Origin of the sequence: Renibacterium salmoninarum ATCC 33209, from assembly GCF_000018885.1 — a bacterium.
In the GTDB taxonomy this organism is placed as follows: Bacteria; Actinomycetota; Actinomycetes; order Actinomycetales; family Micrococcaceae; genus Renibacterium; species Renibacterium salmoninarum.
Genome location: NC_010168.1, coordinates 245,235 through 262,929 on the forward strand (window position 1 = coordinate 245,235; position 17,695 = coordinate 262,929).

Consider the following 17,695-nt stretch of genomic DNA (forward strand, 5'->3'; position numbering starts at 1 on the left):
TGGAGACATGTTCTCCTTGGGATCTCAGCAGACACCTGGTAAACGTCCCGGCCGCTGGGCCGCCGTCGGGCCAATCATCTTGGCCGTAGTTTTCTTGGTTGCCTTAGTGATGGCCGCCAATAACAACACAGTGCTCGGTTGGGTCATTGCGGTCATTGCGCTGGCGTGGCTGATCTTGGCAACTTTGGTGTACGTGGGCGTCTATAAGGCGGCACGCTTTGGTGCGGAGCAAGTCCGTAGAGCGACTTCCAGTATGCAGAAGCAAACTTCCACAGACGACGCCGGCACCCGCCTAGTCGCCGAAAGCGCACCGTCGGACGGTGCCCGGGATATGAAACTGGACCACAGCTTCAAAATCATTCAGGTTCAGGCGCGTGAAATTCAAAAAGTCTTGGCTTTGTCCAATGATGCTGAGACCGGTGCGCAGCGTAAAGAAAAGATCGAACGCGCCTTGGAGACGATCGAAATCACTGCGCACAACGGGCGGGACATGATCAGTGGCGGGCAGGGCAGCAAGCGCGAGGACGGGCCGGAAGAGCCAGTCACTGGCGTCATGCTCTAAGAACTATTGAGCGTACGTCCGGCAAATAGCTCAAACCGGGTAAAGTGGTCCGAGTGAGCAATCCGACATCGAAAAAAGCAGCTGACGCGGTGCGAATCGCCTCGGTAAATGTCAATGGAATTCGCGCCTCTTACCGCAAAGGCATGGCCGATTGGCTTGCCGCCCGGGATGTGGACATCCTCTGTTTACAGGAGGTGCGCGCACCAGATGACGTGGTAGAAGGCTTCCTTGCACAAGACTGGCACCTGCTTCATGCTGAAGCTGCAGACAAAGGCCGAGCCGGGGTCTTGATTGCCTCCCGCAAGGACTCGCTTGAGCCGATTGCTACCAGAACTGGCATCGGCGATGATTACTTTGCTACCACTGGACGCTGGGTTGAAGCCGACTACAAACTCTCCGGCGGCAAACAGCTTACCGTCGTGAGTGCCTACGTGCATTCCGGCGAAGTTAATACGCCCAAACAGGACGATAAATACCGTTTTCTCGACGTGATGTTGACGAGAATGCCGGAGCTGGCCGCACACAGTGACTATGCCCTGATCGTGGGCGACTTGAACGTAGGTCACACCACCTTGGACATTAAGAACTGGAAAGGCAACGTCAAGAACGCTGGCTTCCTACCTGAAGAACGCGCATATTTCGACCGATTTTTCAGCGCAAACGACCTCAAAGACGGTTTGGGTTGGAAAGACGTGCAACGCGAGGTGGCGGGGCAGGTTGAAGGGCCGTATACCTGGTGGTCACAGCGCGGCCAAGCGTTCGACAACAACACCGGCTGGCGGATTGATTACCAGATGGCTACGCCGGAGCTCTTCGCGGCCGCCGGAGACGTCGTGGTAGACCGCGCCGCCAGCTACGACACTCGACGGTCCGATCACGCGCCGCTCGTCGTTGACTACAACATCCGCTAATTCGCGCCCGCGCCTCATTCATTAACAACTGAAAGCCTGACATGCCAGCTACAGCACGTGCCCGTATTCTTTCCGGAATGCAACCATCTGCAGATTCCTTGCACTTGGGAAACTATCTGGGCGCGCTTGTGCAGTGGCGGAAGATGCAGGAAGAATACGACGCGATCTACATGATTGTTGATCTGCACGCAATCACGGTTCCGCAGGATCCGGGTGTGCTTGCCCAGCGGACTAGGGTTACCGCGGCGCAGTATTTGGCTGGTGGCATCGATGTAGAAAAGTGCACGCTTTTTGTGCAGTCTCATGTGCCCGAGCACACCCAATTGGCGTGGGTGCTCAATTGCCTCACTGGGTTTGGCGAGGCCTCCCGGATGACCCAGTTCAAGGACAAGAGCCTTAAGCAGGGCTCTGATACTGCGAGCGTTGGATTGTTCACTTATCCGATCTTGCAAGCTGCCGACATTCTGCTTTACCAGCCAGAAGGCGTGCCAGTTGGTGAAGATCAGCGTCAACACGTAGAGCTCAGCCGAGATTTGGCCAAGCGATTTAACCACCGGTTTGGCGAGACATTCGTGGTCCCGCAAGCTTTCATTCAGAAAGAATCGGCAAAGATCCAAGATTTGCAAAACCCCTCAGCAAAGATGTCCAAATCTGCTGATTCACCCAATGGTTTGATCAATTTGCTCGATGATCCGAAGGTCACCGCGAAGCGAATCAAATCCTCGGTCACCGACGATGGTGCCGAGATTCGTTACGACAAGGAAAATAAGCCGGGCGTTTCGAACTTGCTGTCGATCTATGCCGCGTTGAGCAAGAAGTCGATCGCCCAAGTCGAAGCAGATTTTGACGGCAAAATGTATGGAAATTTGAAAGTCGAACTTGCAGATCTTGTGGTTGCCGAGCTCGGTCCAATACGGGAACGAGCCCAAGAGCTTTTGGCAGACCCGGCCGAATTAGATCGGTTGCTGGCAGTCGGCGCGCAAAAGGCCCGCGAGGTCGCGGCTGTCACGCTAGAGGATGTCTACCGCAAGGTGGGGTTCCTCGCGCCAGTTAGCATCGAAGCGGCGAAATAAGCACCATGGGAATTCGTGAAGTGGCTGCCAGCGAAGACCCCGTGCGGTCGGTTGGTGTAGTGATTGCGCTTCCCGAGCCCTTTGCTGAAGATCTGAAGCGTTGGCGAGCCTCATTCGGCGACCCGTTGGCCGACGTCGTTCCTGCCCACATCACTTTGGTTACCACTACGCCCGCGAGCGATTGGGCTGCTGTGCTGGGGCATGTCCGCGAGGTAGCCGCTGAGCAGCAGGGATTTTTGGTCACCCTGGAAGGCACTGCCGCGTTCCGTCCAGTATCGCCGGTGATCTACCTCAAAGTGGTTCAAGGCTTTGATGAGTGCGTGCAGCTACACGAAGAGCTCCAGGCGGGACCTCTTGCCCGCGAGCTTGAATTCCCTTTCCATCCGCACGTCACTGTGGCCCACGATATTTCCGATCCCGGCATGGACGAGGCCGAGCAACGCCTTAGATCCTATCGGGCAAGTTTTCAGGTCGATAGCATGGGGTTGTATGAACACGACGTCGACGGCGTCTGGCAGCTTCAGGAGGAGTTCAGCTTTGGCGGATCTGAACAGAGTGAAAAGGAAGCCGGTAGCTCAGTCTGAGCAACCGGTACCCACCGATCGGAAAGAACTTGAACGGCGGCTGATCCTGAAACGGATCGATCTGGGCAAGGCAAAACGAAAGGCGCCCGGCGCGCCTGCTCTGCTTCAAGCCAGAGTGCAATTTTGGTTAGCCAAACTGAATTTGCTGCGGCCTATGCGAGCTTTCCAAACATATTCTTTGCGGCATGGTCCACTGCTGGCCGCGGGCTCGGCCTACAACATGTTCTTCTCAGTCGCCGCCATGCTGGTGGCAGGCTTCTCCATTTTGGGCCTGGTGGCGAATGGCAACAAAGCGCTGCAGGACGCCGTGGTTAAGGCGGTGGCGCAGGCAACTCCAGGCCTCATCAAAATCGGCAGCGGCTTGGCCACGCCAGAGGAACTGTTCAAGTCAACTGAGGGGTTCGGCTGGGCACTGGTGATCTCATGAGTTGCTTTGCTGCTCACTTCTTTGGGCTGGATTGGCGGGTTGCGGGAAGGGATTCGTGGCATTTTTGCTACCGGGCCGCTAGAAGCCAACCCCGTCTTACTGAAGCTCAAAGATGCAGCTACCTTACTGGTGCTGGGTATTCTGTTGGTGGCGACCTCAGTAATAAGCGTTGGCGTGGTTACGGCGCTCGACGGCGTGATGGCGGCCTTATCGCTCGATGTTGAGCTGGCGCGTCCAATCACTTACGTTGCGTCTTTTGTGGTGTTGCTACTTTTGGACCTTGCAGTGTGTATGGCGCTTTTCCGATCCGTCTCTGCTATTCAAATGCCCAGAGTGGCGCTTTGGCAGACTGCGCTGATCGCAGCAGTTGGTTCCACTGTGTTGCGGGCGCTTTCGAGCGTTTTACTGGCCAACGTCGCCGGGAAGAATCCGCTGTTAGCCCCGTTTTCGGTAATCTTGGGCTTGTTTGTCTGGTTTTACCTGCTGTCTCAGGTGTATTTGATCGCAGCCGGTTGGGGCACCGTAGCAAAGGCTGACGCCGAGCAACGAGCCAAATAGCCCGTTCCCATCCCCCCCCGTTGAACGCTGCACCACTTTTGGTTGTTATGACGGGCTCATATCGACCAAAAGTGGTGCAGCGTTTCGAGAGGATTTGCTCGAGGGATTTTCCGCCCGGAGGCGTAGGTTAGAGCAGGTTTGAAAGGAAGCTCCATGAACAATGAATTGCCCTACCTGATCAATATTGTGCTCGCGATGGTGCTGTCCTTAGTCATTGGCATCGAACGTGAATACAACCAAAAGCAAGCGGGTGTCCGCACGCATACTTTAGTGGGCCTTGGCTCAGCGTTGTTCATGGTGGTCTCCAAACACGGGTTTTACGACATTCTGGGACAAACAGGTATTGGTCTGGACCCGTCGCGCATTGCGGCGCAAATTGTCTCCGGAGTCGGTTTCCTCGGCGCCGGTCTGATCTTTGTCCGTCGCGATGTGGTGCGAGGGCTGACTACAGCTGCGAGCATTTGGCTGGTGGCCGCCGTCGGAATGGCAGCAGGGGCTGGCATGTTTATCATCGCGCCGGGAGTTGTTTTGGTCTATCTTTTGGTCACCTTGGGGATTAAACCGTTGACCCAGCGGATGCCACATGCCAAAGGAACTAGGCACAGTATTCGCCTGCGGTACCGTGACGGGCACGGCTTGCTGAGGGACATCATTTCTGCGGTGGCCGCGCACGGCATGAAGGTGAGTAATCTTCAGATCCTCAAAAGCGAGCAAATCGAGCTTGACACGGTAGACCGCGTCGAGGATGCTGGCCGCTTTCAAGACATTGTGCTGGAAGTAGACGGGTCACCCAACGCGGTAGACAACTTGTTGATCGCATTGAGTTCGATCGACGGCGTTCGGCAGATTGCCTTGGACCGGGAAGACAGCGAAAGCTAACGAACCTTCCCCGAAACGCTGCACCACTTTTGGGCCTTAAAGCACCCTTGATTAAGGCCCAAAAGTGGTGCAGCGTTTCGAAGGGGGAGCTAGATTTAGTGGGATGGAATACTTCTCGCAACCGCTGAGTCAGATGGAACCTCAAACGCTGTACCGGGTGCTGTGTTTGCGAGTTGCGGTTTTCGTGGTGGAACAGGGTGCTGCCTATCCGGAGTTAGACGGACGCGATGACGAACCTGGTGCGTTGATGTTCTGGGCAATGCATGAGGGCAGTGTGCTGGCGACGCTGAGATTACTTGATGAAGGCTCGCAATTCAGAATTGGTCGAGTCGCCACCGCCCTGACTGCGCGTGGCAAAGGTATTGCCGCAGAACTTATGCAGCGGGCGGTGGCGGTGGAGACGGCGGCCGGCGGAGAAATCGTTTTGGACGCGCAGACTGACAAGCAGGATTGGTATGCAAAATTTGGTTTTGCACCAGCCGGTGAAGTCTTTTACGAGGACAACATTGAACATATCCCGATGGCACGGCCCGGGCGCACTGCCAGTTGACCTACTATCGGATTTCCACCGGTATCAGCGCCAGAATCCCTCGATACTTTTAGCGAGGACCTGCGCCTGCTCGTAACCGGCTTGGGCGGCGGCTGGACGCAGTGACAAATTCATTGCGTTTGTGCCGAACATATGCTCGGATTGACTGTCCGGATATATGGTTTCAACGCCACTGCCACCCACCCGTAACTCTTCGATCTGAGTTGCCAAATGCATGCCCCACTCCACTGGAGTCCGGGACCTGCCGCCAAAGGGCGACAGCACCAGAACTCGTGCGTATCCGGTGGCTAGATCAGCATTCTCAGCATTGGTCCGGTAACCGCCGTCAATAAACCGGGTGTTACCGATTCGGTAGGCGAAACCACCAGCGCAACTTGCCGCGACGGCGTCGGCTAGATCCACGCCACTGTGACTGTCGAACGCTACCGGTTCGCCGGTATCCGCATCAACCGCCGTGATGAGCACCCTTTGTGCCGGCCATTGCTGCTGCGGCAATCGGGCTGCGACCGTAGCGCGCCATCGTGATTGGGTGGGGGCATCGGATGACGCGGCTAATGCAAGCGCAGATGCCCCCATTTGGCGCCGCATATCGGCTACATCGTGCGCAGCCGCTATCACCTCACTAGTCCTGCGCATGTGATCCGGGACCGAGCTGAACACGCCGGGAGGCCCTTGCTCAGGTTTGGCGGCAACTGGCGCGGACTGTTGTGGCGTTGCGGCGGATAAGATACTGGCGAAGAGTTGGCTCGGACTGACGCCGGTAATCTGAGCCGCCGCTGTTGATCCAGCCGAAGTACCGGCAATGAGATCGGCTTCAGTGAGGTCTATTCCGGCGTCAAACAGGCCAGCGATCATACCAATCAGCCACGCATTGCCTGTTGAGCCGCCGCCGAGAACTAATGCTCGCTGACGGTCCGGTTCAGCCGATATTTGCGCTGCTTTGCTGGACGCCGTGGACGTTGATGAGGGAGTAGAAAAAGATGTTGTTTTCATGGGAGTCGCCTTTCGCGATGAGCCTATTCGGCGCTCCCAGTGGCGACTTAGTTCAGCCGCGCGATCGTGGACTGCAGGGGAGCGCCCACTATGGATACTGCGTTCATGGGTCTCACCTCCTGCCGATTGATCACGATCACCGGAAAACTATCACGCGCACACCATAGTGCGCAAGCACAAGGATGTCCCGCCGAGTTCATTGACTCAACGGGACATCCTTGGCGCTAAAAACGAATTAGATCTGACGAGCCAAAATGGCCTGTTTAACCTCTGAGATTGCCTTCGTGACCTGAATGCCGCGTGGGCAAGCCTCCGAGCAGTTGAAGGTGGTTCGGCAGCGCCAAACGCCTTCTTTGTCATTGAGGATCTCTAAACGCATGTCGCCAGCATCATCGCGAGAATCGAAGATGAAGCGGTGCGCGTTGACAATTGCGGCCGGGCCAAAGTACTGACCGTCAGTCCAAAATACGGGGCAGCTCGAGGTGCACGCCGCACACAAGATGCACTTGGTGGTGTCATCGAAGCGCTCGCGGTCCTCAGCAGACTGCAAACGCTCTTTGGTCGGCTCGTGGCCCTTGTTGATCAGGAACGGCATGATCTCGCGGTAAGACTGGAAGAACGGCTCCATGTCCACAATGAGATCTTTTTCCACCGGAAGGCCCTTAATCGGCTCAACCGTAATTGGCTTCTTGGTATCCAGATCTTTCAACAAGGTTTTGCAAGCCAAGCGGTTACGGCCGTTAATGCGCATTGCATCAGAACCGCAGACGCCGTGAGCGCAAGAGCGGCGGAAAGACAGGGTGCCGTCGTGCTCCCATTTGATCTTGTGCAAGGCATCTAGCACGCGGTCGGTGCCGTACATGGTGAGCTTCCACTCGTCCCAGTGCGCTTCTTCGCCGTCGGCGCCGCCAGCTTCCGGATTGTAGCGACGCACCTTGAGCGTAATGTCGAAGGTGGGGATTTTGCCGCCGCCGCCAACACTTGCTGGGAGTTCAATTTTCGACGCCGGCTCCGGTGCGGTTTCAGCGGTTTCAATTGTGCTAGTCATTAGTACTTCCTCACCATTGGCTCATAGCGGGTGAAAATAACCGGCTTAGTATCCAAACGAATGCCGGCGATGTGCTCAGTTTCGGCACCTTCGTCCAGATAAGCCATTGAGTGCTTCATGAATTTCTCGTCGTTGCGATCCGGGAAGTCTTCGCGGGAGTGGCCGCCACGAGATTCTTCGCGGTGTAGTGCCGCGACCGTCATAACTTTGGCCAGTTCGAGCAAGAAGCCCAGTTCAACAGCCTCAAGCAGATCCAGGTTGAATCGCTTGCCTTTGTCTTGAACGGTGATTCGTTGGTATCGCTCTTCGAGCTTTGCAATATCGCTCAATGCCAAGTTCAGCGTGTCTGCTGAACGGAATACCTGCATATTGGCATCCATCGAGTCCTGCAGATCTTTACGGATCAGCGCGACTTTCTCACCGCCGTCGGACGTACGAACGTGATCCAGCATGCCCAAGGTGCAGGCCTCAGGGTCTTCGGGTAGCTCCACAAAATCAGCGCCCTTGGCGTATTCTGCGGCCGAAATACCGGCGCGCTTACCGAAAACGTTGATGTCTAGCAGCGAGTTGGTGCCCAGACGGTTTGATCCGTGCACGGAAACGCAGGCAACCTCACCGGCGGCAAACAGCCCAGGGATCACAGTGTCGTTGTCCTGAAGAACTTCAGCCGAGATGTTGGTGGGAATGCCGCCCATGGCGTAGTGCGCGGTGGGGAAGACAGGCACCGGCTCGGTGAACGGTTCCACACCAAGGTAGGTGCGGGCGAACTCGGTAATGTCGGGGAGCTTGGCTTCGATGTGCGCCGGCTCCAAGTGAGTCAAGTCCAACAACACGTAGTCCTTGTTCGGGCCGCAGCCACGACCCTCGCGGACTTCGTTAGCCATTGATCGGGCAACGATGTCGCGGGGTGCCAAGTCCTTGATGGTTGGCGCATAGCGTTCCATGAACCGCTCGCCCTCGGAGTTACGCAAAATTGCGCCTTCACCACGGGCCGCCTCAGAAAGTAGGATTCCCAGTCCAGCCAAACCGGTCGGATGGAACTGGAAGAACTCCATGTCTTCTAACGGGATGCCGCGGCGGAAAGCGATTGCCATTCCGTCACCGGTCAGAGTGTGTGCGTTCGAGGTGGTCTTGAAGACCTTGCCGGTGCCGCCCGAGGCGAAAACTACGGATTTTGCTTGGAATACGTGTAGCTCGCCACTGGCTAGATCGTAGCTAACCACACCGGAAACACGTTTTTGGCCGGTTTCCTCATCGACTACTGTGAGCAGGTCCAAAACGTAGTACTCGTTGTAGAACTCCACGTTGTGCTTGACGCAGTTTTGATACAACGTCTGCAGAATCATGTGGCCCGTGCGGTCTGCTGCGTAACAGGCGCGGCGGACGGGTGCCTTGCCGTGATCGCGGGTGTGGCCGCCGAAACGGCGTTGGTCGATCCGGCCTTCGGGTGTGCGGTTGAACGGCAGCCCCATTTTTTCCAAGTCGAGCACTGCGTCAATGGCCTCTTTTGCCATGACCTCAGCAGCGTCCTGGTCAACTAGGTAGTCACCGCCTTTGACGGTGTCGAAGGTGTGCCATTCCCAGTTATCCTCTTCGACGTTCGCCAGTGCCGCGCACATACCGCCCTGAGCGGCACCAGTGTGCGAACGCGTCGGATACAACTTGGTCAGCACCGCGGTCCGTGCTCGTTGGCCGGACTCGATAGCTGCACGCATGCCAGCCCCGCCCGCACCGACGATCACTACGTCGTATTTGTGAACCTGCATACTGTGAAACTCCTCTGTGGAACCGTACTTGGTGTGTAAGACCGAGTGAGGCCGAGCGAAAAACTAAGGGCCAAACAGCGAAAGCGATGGCCTACTAAGGTACTGGGCAGAAGCTGCCAGGTAGCGGCAAGCCATCGGAACCAACGACGCAAGGATCAAAGGTGAAAATCACCAGGGTACCCAGGGTAATGATGACGACGGTAGCCACGTAGAGCACGGTCTTCAAGGCAATTCGAGTACCGGTCTTTTCTGCGTAATCGTTGATGATGGTTCGCACGCCGTTAGTGCCGTGCAGCATCGCCAGCCAAAGCATCAGCAGATCCCAGATCTGCCAGAACGGGCTTGCCCATTTACCGGCAACGAAGCCGAAATCAATGGCGTGCACACCTTCGCCGACCATCAGGTTGACGAAGAGGTGACCGAAGATGAGGACGATCAAAATTACGCCGGACAAACGCATGAATAACCAGGCGAACATCTCAAACTTTGAGCCCGAGCCTTTATTCCGGTTGTAATTGATTCCGGACTTTCCCGTGGCCTTTGCGCTACGTGGGGCTTCAATAGCAGTCATATTAGTGACCTCCCCACAGTGGTGGAAGAACAATACTCAATTGGCGAATTAAGAAGGGAACCATGGTGATGACCCAAAGCCCTAAGACGCCCCAAAGCAATTGCCGCTGGTATTTGGGGCCCTTTTTCCAGAAGTCGACCGCGATGATTCGTAAGCCGTTGAAAGCATGGAACACAATGGCGGCGACCAACGCGGCTTCACCCAGGCCCATTAACGGATTCTTGTAGGTGCCGATCACGGCATCGTATGCTTCGGGTGATACCCGTACCAGGGACGTGTCCAACACGTGCACCAGCAGGAAAAAGAAAATCACCACGCCGGTGACTCGGTGCGCCACCCATGACCACATGCCCTCACGGCCGCGGTACAGGGTGCTAGCTGGTTTCGTCGGCACTGAATAAACCTCCTGGTAGTGCAACTGCAGGCAACTATTGCTGAGCGGCGTATCGCGCTCGGACAAGATTCATTCCGCAGCCGCGCTAGTTCAGCTAACTCAAGCCTAAATCTAGGCTTCGCTCACAGCTTACTCAACTTAGGCTTCCCTTCCTTTTTGCAGCAGGTCACAATTACCGTGTCTGAGCCCGTAAAGCAGTGATCTGAGCAACAGAATTACTGCTTTTTCCGGTCAAATTTTTGGATTAGCTGTGCGACTGCCTGGAAATCGAGGGTATTTCCTCCGCGTCCGCTAAAGTGGTCCGCAATGATTTCTTATAATTCGAACCACGACGACGTCGACTTAAACGCGGCGCAACAAGCGGCTTTGGCGTCCTTCCACGCAGTAATACCTGCGGGCGGCGTGGGAACCAGATTGTGGCCGCTCTCGCGCGCTGGCGCGCCCAAGTTTCTGCATGATCTGACTGGTTCTGGCAGTACTTTATTGCGAGCTACTTACGACAGGCTGACCCCGCTTGCGCAGGAGCGAATGATGGTGGTCACCGGTGCGGCGCACAAAGAAGCGGTTTGCGCACAGCTGCCGGAGGTGCCTGACTCCGAGCTAGTGCTTGAAAGCGAACCAAAAGATTCCGCTGCAGCCATTGGCTTAGCGGCAGCGATCTTGCATCGGCGGGATCCGGAAATCATTATGGGATCCTTTGCCGCTGATCATGTGATTAGTCCGGACTCGGTTTTTCAGGCAGCAGTCCAGGAAGCGATTTTGACTGCGGCGACCGGGAAGATCGTCACCATTGGCATAACACCAACGCACGCTTCGACGGGGTTCGGCTATATCCTCACCGGCGAGCCGCTCAACATTCCTGGTGCACCGAACGCGCACGCCGTGGCGGAATTCGTTGAAAAGCCGAATCAGGCGACGGCTGATAAGTACTTGGCCGAAGGCGGATACAACTGGAACGCGGGAATGTTTGTTGCGCCGGTGAAGTTGATGCTCAAGCATTTGGCCGCGAATGAGCCTGAATTACATGCCGGTCTCATTGCAATTGCTGACGCCTGGGACACCCCGGAGCGAGAAGAAGTAACGGGCCGTATTTGGCCCACGTTGCCGAAGATTGCCATTGACTATGCTGTCGCTGAACCTGCCGCAGTCGCAGGCGATGTTGCAGTGGTACCAGCATCCTTTAGATGGGATGACGTGGGTGACTTCGCCGCGATCGGCCGCCTCAACAGCGCTAAAGACGCAGATAACGTCACGGTGCTTGGCGAGGGCGCGCGACGGGTTTTCACTGAAAATGCCTCGGGCGTTGTGGTCACTGACACCAAACGTGTCATCGCACTGATTGGTATTGACGACGTCGTCATCGTGGACACGCCCGACGCACTTTTGGTCACGACGACGGCGCATGCGCAACGTGTTAAAGCTGCGGTCGAGAGCCTCAAGGCTTCCGGCGACGTCGATGTGCTCTGATCAGTCATGCCAGCGAATCAAACTAATCAAGCCAGCATTGAGCAGCTTTGGCTCAGATTCGATGACTTTTCCGAAGCAGAATTCCGCGTTGAGCTAGAAGCGTTGCTGGCGCAGTTGCCGGCTGGCGATCCGCAGATCTCTTTTGCGCGCGGCGGGTTCTTTGATTCGACCGGACATCCGGAGCAAGCGATCCCGCTATATCGTCAAGCGTTAGCTGAAGGGCTCGCTGGAGCACAACGTCGCCAACTGACAGTGCAGTTGGCCAGTTCGTTGCGCAACTTGGGCGAGTTAGACGAGGCTGAAGCGCTGTTACGTGCCGAAGTCGCGAGGCCCCAGAACGAATACACCGCCGCGCTTCAAGGATTCTTAGCGCTGGTACTCAGCTCCCAAGGTAAAGAACGTGAAGCGTTGTCAATATCCCTGTTAGCGCTTGTTCCGCACTTGCCGAGGTATCAACGATCGATGACCAATTATGCGCAGGCGCTGCTCGAAGATTGAGCGCGAATCTCGCCGTATGACGCTCCAGTGAAGGCTAAACGGCGCTAAGTCGTTAGAGTTTCTTTGTGCGTAATTACACTCAAGATGCCGAGCCCACTGAGGCAATCGGGCCGTGGTTGGAGCCGCTACTGGCGGAGCTCACCGAATTTCGTCGCGATTTGCACCAGCATCCTGAACTTTCACGGCAAGAATTTCGCACCACCGACAAGATCGTGGAACGACTAAGCGCTGCCGGGCTGCAGCCGCGTCGGTTGGCTGGTACTGGGGTTATTGTCGACGTCGGCGCTGGACCGGTAGCTACCGCGTTACGCGGCGATATTGACGCGCTTCCGGTGATCGAAGAAACCGGGCTACCTTTTGCCTCGGTCAATCACGGCGTGACTCATGCCTGCGGGCACGACGTGCACACCACCACGATGCTTGGTATCGCCTTGGTGTTGCAAGCCATCCACAGCCAGAAGCCGCTGGGCGGCACCATTCGAATCATTTTCCAGCCGGCCGAAGAAATCATGCCCGGTGGGGCTCTGGACTGTATAGCGCAAGAGGCTCTCACCGGCGTGCCGAGGATCATGGCGCTGCACTGTGACCCGCGCATCGAAGTGGGTAAAATTGGCACCCGAATCGGTGCGATAACTTCGGCCTCAGATACGATTCGGATCGAACTCAGCGGTCGTGGCGGCCATACTTCCCGGCCGCACCTGACCGAGGATCTGGTCTTCGCGTTAGCGCAGATTGCGATCAACGTCCCCGCGGTACTTTCGCGCAGAGTTGATGTGCGTAGTGGGGTTTCAGTGGTCTGGGGACAGATTCAGGCTGGCGCTGCACCGAACGCCATTCCGGCCAACGGGTTCATGTCCGGAACTATGCGCTGCCTTGATCGGGACGCTTGGCATTCCGCTGGCGAGTTGCTCGACGACGTCGTTCAGCAAGTCGCCGCGCCATACGGCGTTGATGTGCACCTGGAACACACGCGTGGCGTGCCGCCGGTAGCCAACTCGGAACATGAAACGGTAATTATCGAAGCCGCAGCCCGCGCTGAACTGGGCGAAGACGCGGTGGTACTCACACCACAATCCATGGGTGGTGAGGATTTCGCCTGGTTCCTCCAGGACATCCCTGGCGCGATGATGAGGTTAGGCACGCACACGCCGGGTGGCGAGGTTTACGATTTGCACCGTGGTGACTACGCCCTCAACGAAGCTGCACTAGCAAATGGCATCCGGGTGCTCGCCGCTACCGCATTGCGCACTATCCGTGACCTGCCCTAACTGGGCTGTCGAATGGGCAGTTAGCTCAGTCAGTGATGACGACTAACTTGCCAGCGGCACTACCAGATTCCATCGCGGTGTGCGCTTCAACGATTTGATCGAATGCGTAAATCTTTCCGATGGGCACCGTTGCAGTTCCGCTGGCAACCGCATCAAGAAATCCCTGCAATACCGCCGGGGAAAGATCCTCAGAGCCGCCACCATATGCGCTGAGTCGCACACCGCGCGGTAGGTACTCAATCGGATAGAAGTCTTTGACTGTCCACTCGTTGGAGAGCATCCCAGTAAAGCAAGCGGTACCCAAAACCTTGACCGAGGCCAGGGTGCCCGGCAGGGTATGCGTGCCAATGAGCTCAAGGGCTGCATCGACGCCGTCGGGCAGTATCTGCCGAACCTGCGCGGCGATCTGGCCATCGTCGATCAATACATGATCTACGCCTAGCGCTCGCAGAGCTTAGGTTTTTGCTTCACTGCGAGTGGTAGACAGTAGGGTCATGTTTTTAAGCTTGGCCAACACTGCGGTCGCCATGCCAATTGAGGAGGTGCCGCCACGAATCAGGATCGATTGCCCAGCTTGGGCGTTCAGGCCAATCGAAAGTGAACCGTTGGCGGTTTGCAGCATTTCGGGAACCGCACCTAATACCGACCAGTCGAGCTCGCTGCGAAAGGCAATCACCTGGCCGGCCGGTACGCAGGTGTATTCGGCGTATCCGCCGTCGAAAGTTCTACCCATTCCGCCCATCATGGTGACAACCTGCTGACCAGGCTCAAATTCTCCGCCAGGGCATTCGGCAACAACGCCAGTCGCTTCGATGCCGAGGACCCTGGGGAACGTGACCCCTTCGGCTAGACCCAATCTGGTATGCAGTTCGGATCGATTAAGCCCAAAGGCTTTTACTCGAATCAATACCTGCCCGGTGGCGGGAACGGGAATCGGCAGGGAACGGATGGTGAGAGCCCCGGGTGCTCCCGGGCCATCGAGGAAAATAGCTTGCATAGTTCCGGTCATTGCATCGACTCGTTTCCAAGGGGGATTCGTTACTGCAACGATCATATGACTGCCAGAGATTCTGGAAAAGGTATCGGATTTTGCAATTAGGTTGTGCACAATCTAATTGTGTACAACAGTAAAAGTATGGGTGAACGGCAAGCCCTCAAATCGCAAGTTTGTTTTGCGCTGTATTCCACTTCCCGATCGTTTACCGCGGCCTACCGCCCCATGTTGGAATCGGTTGGACTGACCTAGCCCGCAATACTTGGTGTTGTTGCTGTTATGGGAACAAGACGGCGCTACCGTGCACGAATTAGGCGAGGCATTGCAGCTGGATTCTGGCACGCTCTCGCCGCTGTTGAAGCGGATGGAGGTGGCAGGACTGATTCGCCGCCGGCGCGCCGTCGATGACGAGCGTCGGGTGGAGGTCGAGCTAACTGACGAAGGCGTCGCGCTCCGCGAACGTGCTGGTGCAGTGCCACACGACCTGGCCGAAAAGGCCGGTATTAGCGCGGAAGAAGTTCAACAACTGTGCTCAATTCTAGCAAAACTCAACACTTCACTCCGCCAGACTGTTTAGCTTTCCCACAGATTTTGACCACTAAATTTCACAAATTAGAAGGAGCATCATGAACATCGTTTACACCGCAGAAGCCCTTGCTACCGGCGATGGCCGCAATGGCCACGGCCGCAGCTCAGACGGCCAGTTGGACGTTACGCTAGCTAGCCCGGTTGAAATGGGTGGCAGCGGCGAAGGTACCAATCCGGAGCAACTCTTTGCTGTTGGATATGCGGGATGTTTCCACTCGGCCCTGCGCGTGGTGGCTCGTCGGTAAAAGGCCGATGTTACTGATTCCACCGTCACGGCAAAGGTTGGCATGGGCGCCAACGGTGAAGGTGGTTACGGCCTGGCAGTGGAGCTCGAAGTGAGCCTGCCCGCAGTAGATGCCGCCACCGCGCAAGCCCTTGTTGAAGCAGCACATCAGGTTTGCCCGTATTCCAACGCCACTCGCGGCAACATCGAGGTCAAGCTCTCACCCGCAGGAGTCGCAGCATGAGCTTGCCGGTCTCAACACGTCAATTTGAACTGGCGTCGCGCCCGAACGGGGTACCGACGCTGGAGAACTTCCGCTTCACCGAGGCAGATTTGCCCGAACTGGCTGACGGCCAGATTCTGGTCAAAAACGTCGCCGTCTCGGTGGACCTCTATATGCGTGGCCGGATGAACGACGTCAAGTCGTATGTGCCGCCATTTCAACTTGATAAGCCGCTGGACGGCGGCGCGGTGGGCGAAGTTATCGCCAGCCGTAGTGACAGCGTTCAGGTGGGCGACGCCGTCGTCCATGACCGGGGCTGGCGCGATTACTTGATTGCCGACGCTGCTCGAGTGCAGAAGATTGACCTTTCCCTTGCGCCGGCGAGCGCGTACTTGGGCGTGCTAGGCATGACCGGTCTGACCGCTTATATTGGCCTGACTAAGATCGCTGAGTCCAAAGCTGGCGACGTGGTTTTCGTCTCCGGTGCGGCCGGAGCTGTTGGCTCGTTGGTGGGGAAAATTGCCAAGCAACTCGGCGCCGCTCGGGTCATTGGTAGCGCAGGCTCTGCCGAGAAGGTTGCCCAGCTGCTTGAGTTGGGCTTTGACGCAGCATTCAACTACAACGACGGTCCGGTCAAGGATCAGCTCAAAGCTGCTTTGGGTGATTTTGACGGCATCGACGTGTATTTCGACAACGTTGGCGGCGAGCATCTTGAAGCGGCAATTTGGCATTTGAACAAGTTTGGTCGAGTTGCCCTTTGCGGTGCGATCAGCCAGTACAACTCCACAGAAGCTCCGGTCGGGCCGCGCAACTTTGCGTTAGCAATCGGCAAAGAGCTCAATTTCCATGGCTTCATTGTGAGCTCGTATGCGAAGTTTGCCGGTGAATACGCCCAGCTTGTTGGCCCTTTGGTTGCGAGCGGGAAGATTCAGTACAAGGAAACCGTTGTCCGAGGTATAGAGAACACGGCACAAGCTTTCATCGACATGCTGGGCGGTGCCAATACTGGAAAGATGGTCATCACCGTTGACTGATGTAACTGCGCCCCAATCCCACGCTGATCAGAGTGCGGATCAAAAGATTCAACTGTCCGTTCTGGATCTAGCCAGTGTGGGGGTGGGGCGTAGCTCTACGCAAGCGCTAGCGGACTCCACCACTTTGGTGCAGGCGGCAGACCGGCTTGGCTACGCACGCTACTGGGTGGCGGAGCACCACAATATGCCGGCGGTCGCTTCGACGAACCCGCCAGTTTTGATGGCGCATCTGGCTGGGGCAAGCGAACGGATCAAACTCGGATCCGGTGGGGTGATGTTGCCTAATCACGCACCGCTGGTGGTAGCCGAGCAATTCGCCTTACTGGAAGCTCTGCACCCGGGGCGGATTGACCTCGGCATCGGCCGGGCACCCGGAACCGACGGAGCCACTGCGCAGGCATTGCGTCGGCATACTGATGCAATGTCGGTGGAGGACTTTCCGCTGCATGTCTTGGAGACGATGGCGATGCTGGGCGATGTGCGGCCAGAACTGATCGAGGCATTGGGCACTCGGAAGCCGCTCGCGGCGACGCCAAACGCGCAGTCGTACCCGGAGGTCTGGCTATTAGGCTCCTCGGGCTACAGCGCCCAGATGGCTGGCATGCTTGGACTCCGGTACAGCTATGCGCATCATTTCGCGCCCGACGCGCTTGCCGCCGTCGAACTTTACCGAAGCTCTTTCAAGCCCTCACCCGCGCTGGAAAAGCCGCACGTGATGATTGCGACGTCTGCTTTGATTGCAGAGTCTGCTGAAAGGGCTGAGTTCCTCGCTGGCCCGAGCCGAGTGCAGGCGCTCGCCTTGCGGACCGGAATGCTGGGGCCGATTGTGACTCCTGAGCAAGCTGCCGAGCGCGTTTTCAGCGAAGCTGAGCTTGCTGCGATGAAACACCTGCCGGCGATTAAAACCGTGGGCACGGTGGAAACGGTGCTTCCAGAGTTGCGCGCCTTGGTTGAGGCAACTGGGGCAGATGAGCTGATGGTCACGGGCTACACGTATAACGTGCAGCACCGAATCGACACCTTGGAAGCGCTCGCCGCCAACTGGTGACGCCCACTACGGATGCATTTTCGGCATAGGGATTCC

General features: G+C 56.8%; 21 protein-coding genes and 1 pseudogene. 15 read left to right on the forward strand and 7 right to left on the reverse strand.

Annotated features, from left to right (window positions below):
- The first annotated feature begins 7 nt into the window (after positions 1-7).
- From RSAL33209_RS01220 to RSAL33209_RS01250, 8 genes are all read left to right on the forward strand, one after another.
- Entirely contained in the window at positions 8-562 is a 555-nt protein-coding gene (locus RSAL33209_RS01220; protein WP_012243755.1) for a hypothetical protein, read from the forward strand.
- Positions 563-606: 44 nt separating this feature from the next.
- A complete protein-coding gene (locus tag RSAL33209_RS01225; RefSeq protein ID WP_012243756.1) occupies positions 607-1,473 on the forward strand; it encodes an exodeoxyribonuclease III in 867 nt (288 codons plus the stop codon).
- A 41-nt stretch (positions 1,474-1,514) separates the two neighbouring features.
- Positions 1,515-2,546 (forward strand): tryptophan--tRNA ligase, encoded by a 1,032-nt coding sequence (gene trpS, locus RSAL33209_RS01230; protein WP_012243757.1) that lies wholly within the window; start codon positions 1,515-1,517, stop codon positions 2,544-2,546.
- Between the two features lie 5 nt (positions 2,547-2,551).
- Positions 2,552-3,130, forward strand: a complete 579-nt coding sequence (locus RSAL33209_RS01235) for a 2'-5' RNA ligase family protein (RefSeq protein ID WP_012243758.1) — start codon at positions 2,552-2,554, stop codon at positions 3,128-3,130.
- Positions 3,102-3,557, forward strand: coding sequence for a YihY/virulence factor BrkB family protein (locus tag RSAL33209_RS15775; RefSeq protein WP_049758756.1), 456 nt, complete (start codon positions 3,102-3,104; stop codon positions 3,555-3,557). The genes RSAL33209_RS01235 and RSAL33209_RS15775 overlap by 29 nt, the downstream gene beginning before the upstream one ends.
- A gap of 6 nt (positions 3,558-3,563) precedes the next feature.
- Positions 3,564-4,115, forward strand: coding sequence for a YhjD/YihY/BrkB family envelope integrity protein (locus tag RSAL33209_RS15780; protein WP_012243760.1), 552 nt, complete (start codon positions 3,564-3,566; stop codon positions 4,113-4,115).
- Between the two features lie 153 nt (positions 4,116-4,268).
- On the forward strand, positions 4,269-4,994 hold the full coding sequence (locus RSAL33209_RS01245) for an MgtC/SapB family protein (RefSeq protein WP_041684282.1): 726 nt from the start codon (positions 4,269-4,271) through the stop codon (positions 4,992-4,994).
- Between the two features lie 133 nt (positions 4,995-5,127).
- The gene (locus RSAL33209_RS01250; RefSeq protein ID WP_233496565.1) at positions 5,128-5,544 is read left to right on the forward strand and encodes a GNAT family N-acetyltransferase; all 417 of its coding nucleotides are present in this window, start codon (positions 5,128-5,130) and stop codon (positions 5,542-5,544) included.
- Positions 5,545-5,568: 24 nt separating this feature from the next.
- Here the strand turns inward: RSAL33209_RS01250 and RSAL33209_RS01255 are convergent, their stop codons facing one another.
- The 5 genes from RSAL33209_RS01255 to sdhC all read right to left on the reverse strand — a co-directional run bounded on the left by RSAL33209_RS01255 (position 5,569) and on the right by sdhC (position 10,316).
- Positions 5,569-6,537, reverse strand: a complete 969-nt coding sequence (locus RSAL33209_RS01255; RefSeq protein WP_012243763.1) for a patatin-like phospholipase family protein — start codon at positions 6,535-6,537, stop codon at positions 5,569-5,571.
- A 235-nt stretch (positions 6,538-6,772) separates the two neighbouring features.
- Positions 6,773-7,585: a succinate dehydrogenase iron-sulfur subunit gene (locus RSAL33209_RS01260; protein ID WP_012243764.1), complete on the reverse strand. Its 813-nt coding sequence runs from the start codon at positions 7,583-7,585 to the stop codon at positions 6,773-6,775.
- Positions 7,585-9,351, reverse strand: a complete 1,767-nt coding sequence (gene sdhA, locus RSAL33209_RS01265) for a succinate dehydrogenase flavoprotein subunit (RefSeq protein ID WP_012243765.1) — start codon at positions 9,349-9,351, stop codon at positions 7,585-7,587. The genes RSAL33209_RS01260 and sdhA overlap by 1 nt, the downstream gene beginning before the upstream one ends.
- A 94-nt stretch (positions 9,352-9,445) precedes the next feature.
- Complete coding sequence (locus RSAL33209_RS01270; RefSeq protein ID WP_012243766.1) at positions 9,446-9,922, reverse strand: succinate dehydrogenase hydrophobic membrane anchor subunit; 477 nt, start codon at positions 9,920-9,922, stop codon at positions 9,446-9,448.
- A gap of 1 nt (position 9,923) precedes the next feature.
- Positions 9,924-10,316, reverse strand: coding sequence for a succinate dehydrogenase, cytochrome b556 subunit (sdhC, locus tag RSAL33209_RS01275; RefSeq protein ID WP_080503854.1), 393 nt, complete (start codon positions 10,314-10,316; stop codon positions 9,924-9,926).
- 306 nt (positions 10,317-10,622) lie between these two features.
- Here sdhC and RSAL33209_RS01280 point away from each other — a divergent pair, with 306 nt between their 5' ends.
- The 3 genes from RSAL33209_RS01280 (at position 10,623) to RSAL33209_RS01290 (ending at position 13,549) form a co-directional block, all read left to right on the forward strand.
- Complete coding sequence (locus tag RSAL33209_RS01280; RefSeq protein WP_012243768.1) at positions 10,623-11,783, forward strand: mannose-1-phosphate guanylyltransferase; 1,161 nt, start codon at positions 10,623-10,625, stop codon at positions 11,781-11,783.
- Positions 11,784-11,789: 6 nt separating this feature from the next.
- Positions 11,790-12,281 carry a tetratricopeptide repeat protein gene (locus RSAL33209_RS01285; protein WP_012243769.1) on the forward strand — a complete coding sequence of 164 codons (492 nt, stop codon included), beginning with the start codon at positions 11,790-11,792 and terminating at the stop codon, positions 12,279-12,281.
- A gap of 65 nt (positions 12,282-12,346) precedes the next feature.
- Positions 12,347-13,549, forward strand: a complete 1,203-nt coding sequence (locus tag RSAL33209_RS01290; protein WP_012243770.1) for an amidohydrolase — start codon at positions 12,347-12,349, stop codon at positions 13,547-13,549.
- Between the two features lie 25 nt (positions 13,550-13,574).
- Here the strand turns inward: RSAL33209_RS01290 and RSAL33209_RS18440 are convergent, their stop codons facing one another.
- Together RSAL33209_RS18440 and RSAL33209_RS18445 are read right to left on the reverse strand one after the other, a co-directional pair.
- Positions 13,575-14,000, reverse strand: coding sequence for a zinc-binding dehydrogenase (locus RSAL33209_RS18440; RefSeq protein WP_267895936.1), 426 nt, complete (start codon positions 13,998-14,000; stop codon positions 13,575-13,577).
- A 3-nt stretch (positions 14,001-14,003) separates the two neighbouring features.
- Positions 14,004-14,546, reverse strand: a complete 543-nt coding sequence (locus RSAL33209_RS18445) for an alcohol dehydrogenase catalytic domain-containing protein (protein ID WP_244862349.1) — start codon at positions 14,544-14,546, stop codon at positions 14,004-14,006.
- A gap of 268 nt (positions 14,547-14,814) precedes the next feature.
- Between RSAL33209_RS18445 and RSAL33209_RS01300 the strand changes: the two genes are divergently transcribed.
- The 4 genes and pseudogenes from RSAL33209_RS01300 (at position 14,815) to RSAL33209_RS01315 (ending at position 17,659) form a co-directional block, all read left to right on the forward strand.
- Complete coding sequence (locus RSAL33209_RS01300; protein WP_325050087.1) at positions 14,815-15,120, forward strand: MarR family winged helix-turn-helix transcriptional regulator; 306 nt, start codon at positions 14,815-14,817, stop codon at positions 15,118-15,120.
- A gap of 49 nt (positions 15,121-15,169) precedes the next feature.
- Positions 15,170-15,598: pseudogene (locus RSAL33209_RS01305) on the forward strand (organic hydroperoxide resistance protein).
- Positions 15,595-16,611: an NADP-dependent oxidoreductase gene (locus RSAL33209_RS01310; RefSeq protein ID WP_012243776.1), complete on the forward strand. Its 1,017-nt coding sequence runs from the start codon at positions 15,595-15,597 to the stop codon at positions 16,609-16,611. Before RSAL33209_RS01305 ends, RSAL33209_RS01310 begins: the two are co-directional and overlap by 4 nt.
- Entirely contained in the window at positions 16,604-17,659 is a 1,056-nt protein-coding gene (locus RSAL33209_RS01315; protein WP_012243777.1) for an LLM class flavin-dependent oxidoreductase, read from the forward strand. The genes RSAL33209_RS01310 and RSAL33209_RS01315 overlap by 8 nt, the downstream gene beginning before the upstream one ends.
- Positions 17,660-17,695: the final 36 nt, after the last annotated feature.

Bases quoted from the DNA above. Each gene is read 5' to 3' on its own strand.
- RSAL33209_RS18445 (WP_244862349.1), bottom strand. From the start codon at position 14,546: ATGCAAGCTATTTTCCTCGATGGCCCGGGAGCACCCGGGGCTCTCACC.
- sdhA (WP_012243765.1), bottom strand. From the start codon at position 9,351: ATGCAGGTTCACAAATACGACGTAGTGATCGTCGGTGCGGGCGGGGCT.
- RSAL33209_RS01285 (WP_012243769.1), top strand. From the start codon at position 11,790: ATGCCAGCGAATCAAACTAATCAAGCCAGCATTGAGCAGCTTTGGCTC.
- RSAL33209_RS01220 (WP_012243755.1), top strand. From the start codon at position 8: ATGTTCTCCTTGGGATCTCAGCAGACACCTGGTAAACGTCCCGGCCGC.
- RSAL33209_RS01235 (WP_012243758.1), top strand. From the start codon at position 2,552: ATGGGAATTCGTGAAGTGGCTGCCAGCGAAGACCCCGTGCGGTCGGTT.
- RSAL33209_RS01255 (WP_012243763.1), bottom strand. From the start codon at position 6,537: ATGAAAACAACATCTTTTTCTACTCCCTCATCAACGTCCACGGCGTCC.
- RSAL33209_RS01270 (WP_012243766.1), bottom strand. From the start codon at position 9,922: ATGACTGCTATTGAAGCCCCACGTAGCGCAAAGGCCACGGGAAAGTCC.
- RSAL33209_RS01310 (WP_012243776.1), top strand. From the start codon at position 15,595: ATGAGCTTGCCGGTCTCAACACGTCAATTTGAACTGGCGTCGCGCCCG.
- RSAL33209_RS01280 (WP_012243768.1), top strand. From the start codon at position 10,623: ATGATTTCTTATAATTCGAACCACGACGACGTCGACTTAAACGCGGCG.
- RSAL33209_RS01245 (WP_041684282.1), top strand. From the start codon at position 4,269: ATGAACAATGAATTGCCCTACCTGATCAATATTGTGCTCGCGATGGTG.
- RSAL33209_RS01260 (WP_012243764.1), bottom strand. From the start codon at position 7,585: ATGACTAGCACAATTGAAACCGCTGAAACCGCACCGGAGCCGGCGTCG.
- trpS (WP_012243757.1), top strand. From the start codon at position 1,515: ATGCCAGCTACAGCACGTGCCCGTATTCTTTCCGGAATGCAACCATCT.
- RSAL33209_RS01250 (WP_233496565.1), top strand. From the start codon at position 5,128: ATGGAACCTCAAACGCTGTACCGGGTGCTGTGTTTGCGAGTTGCGGTT.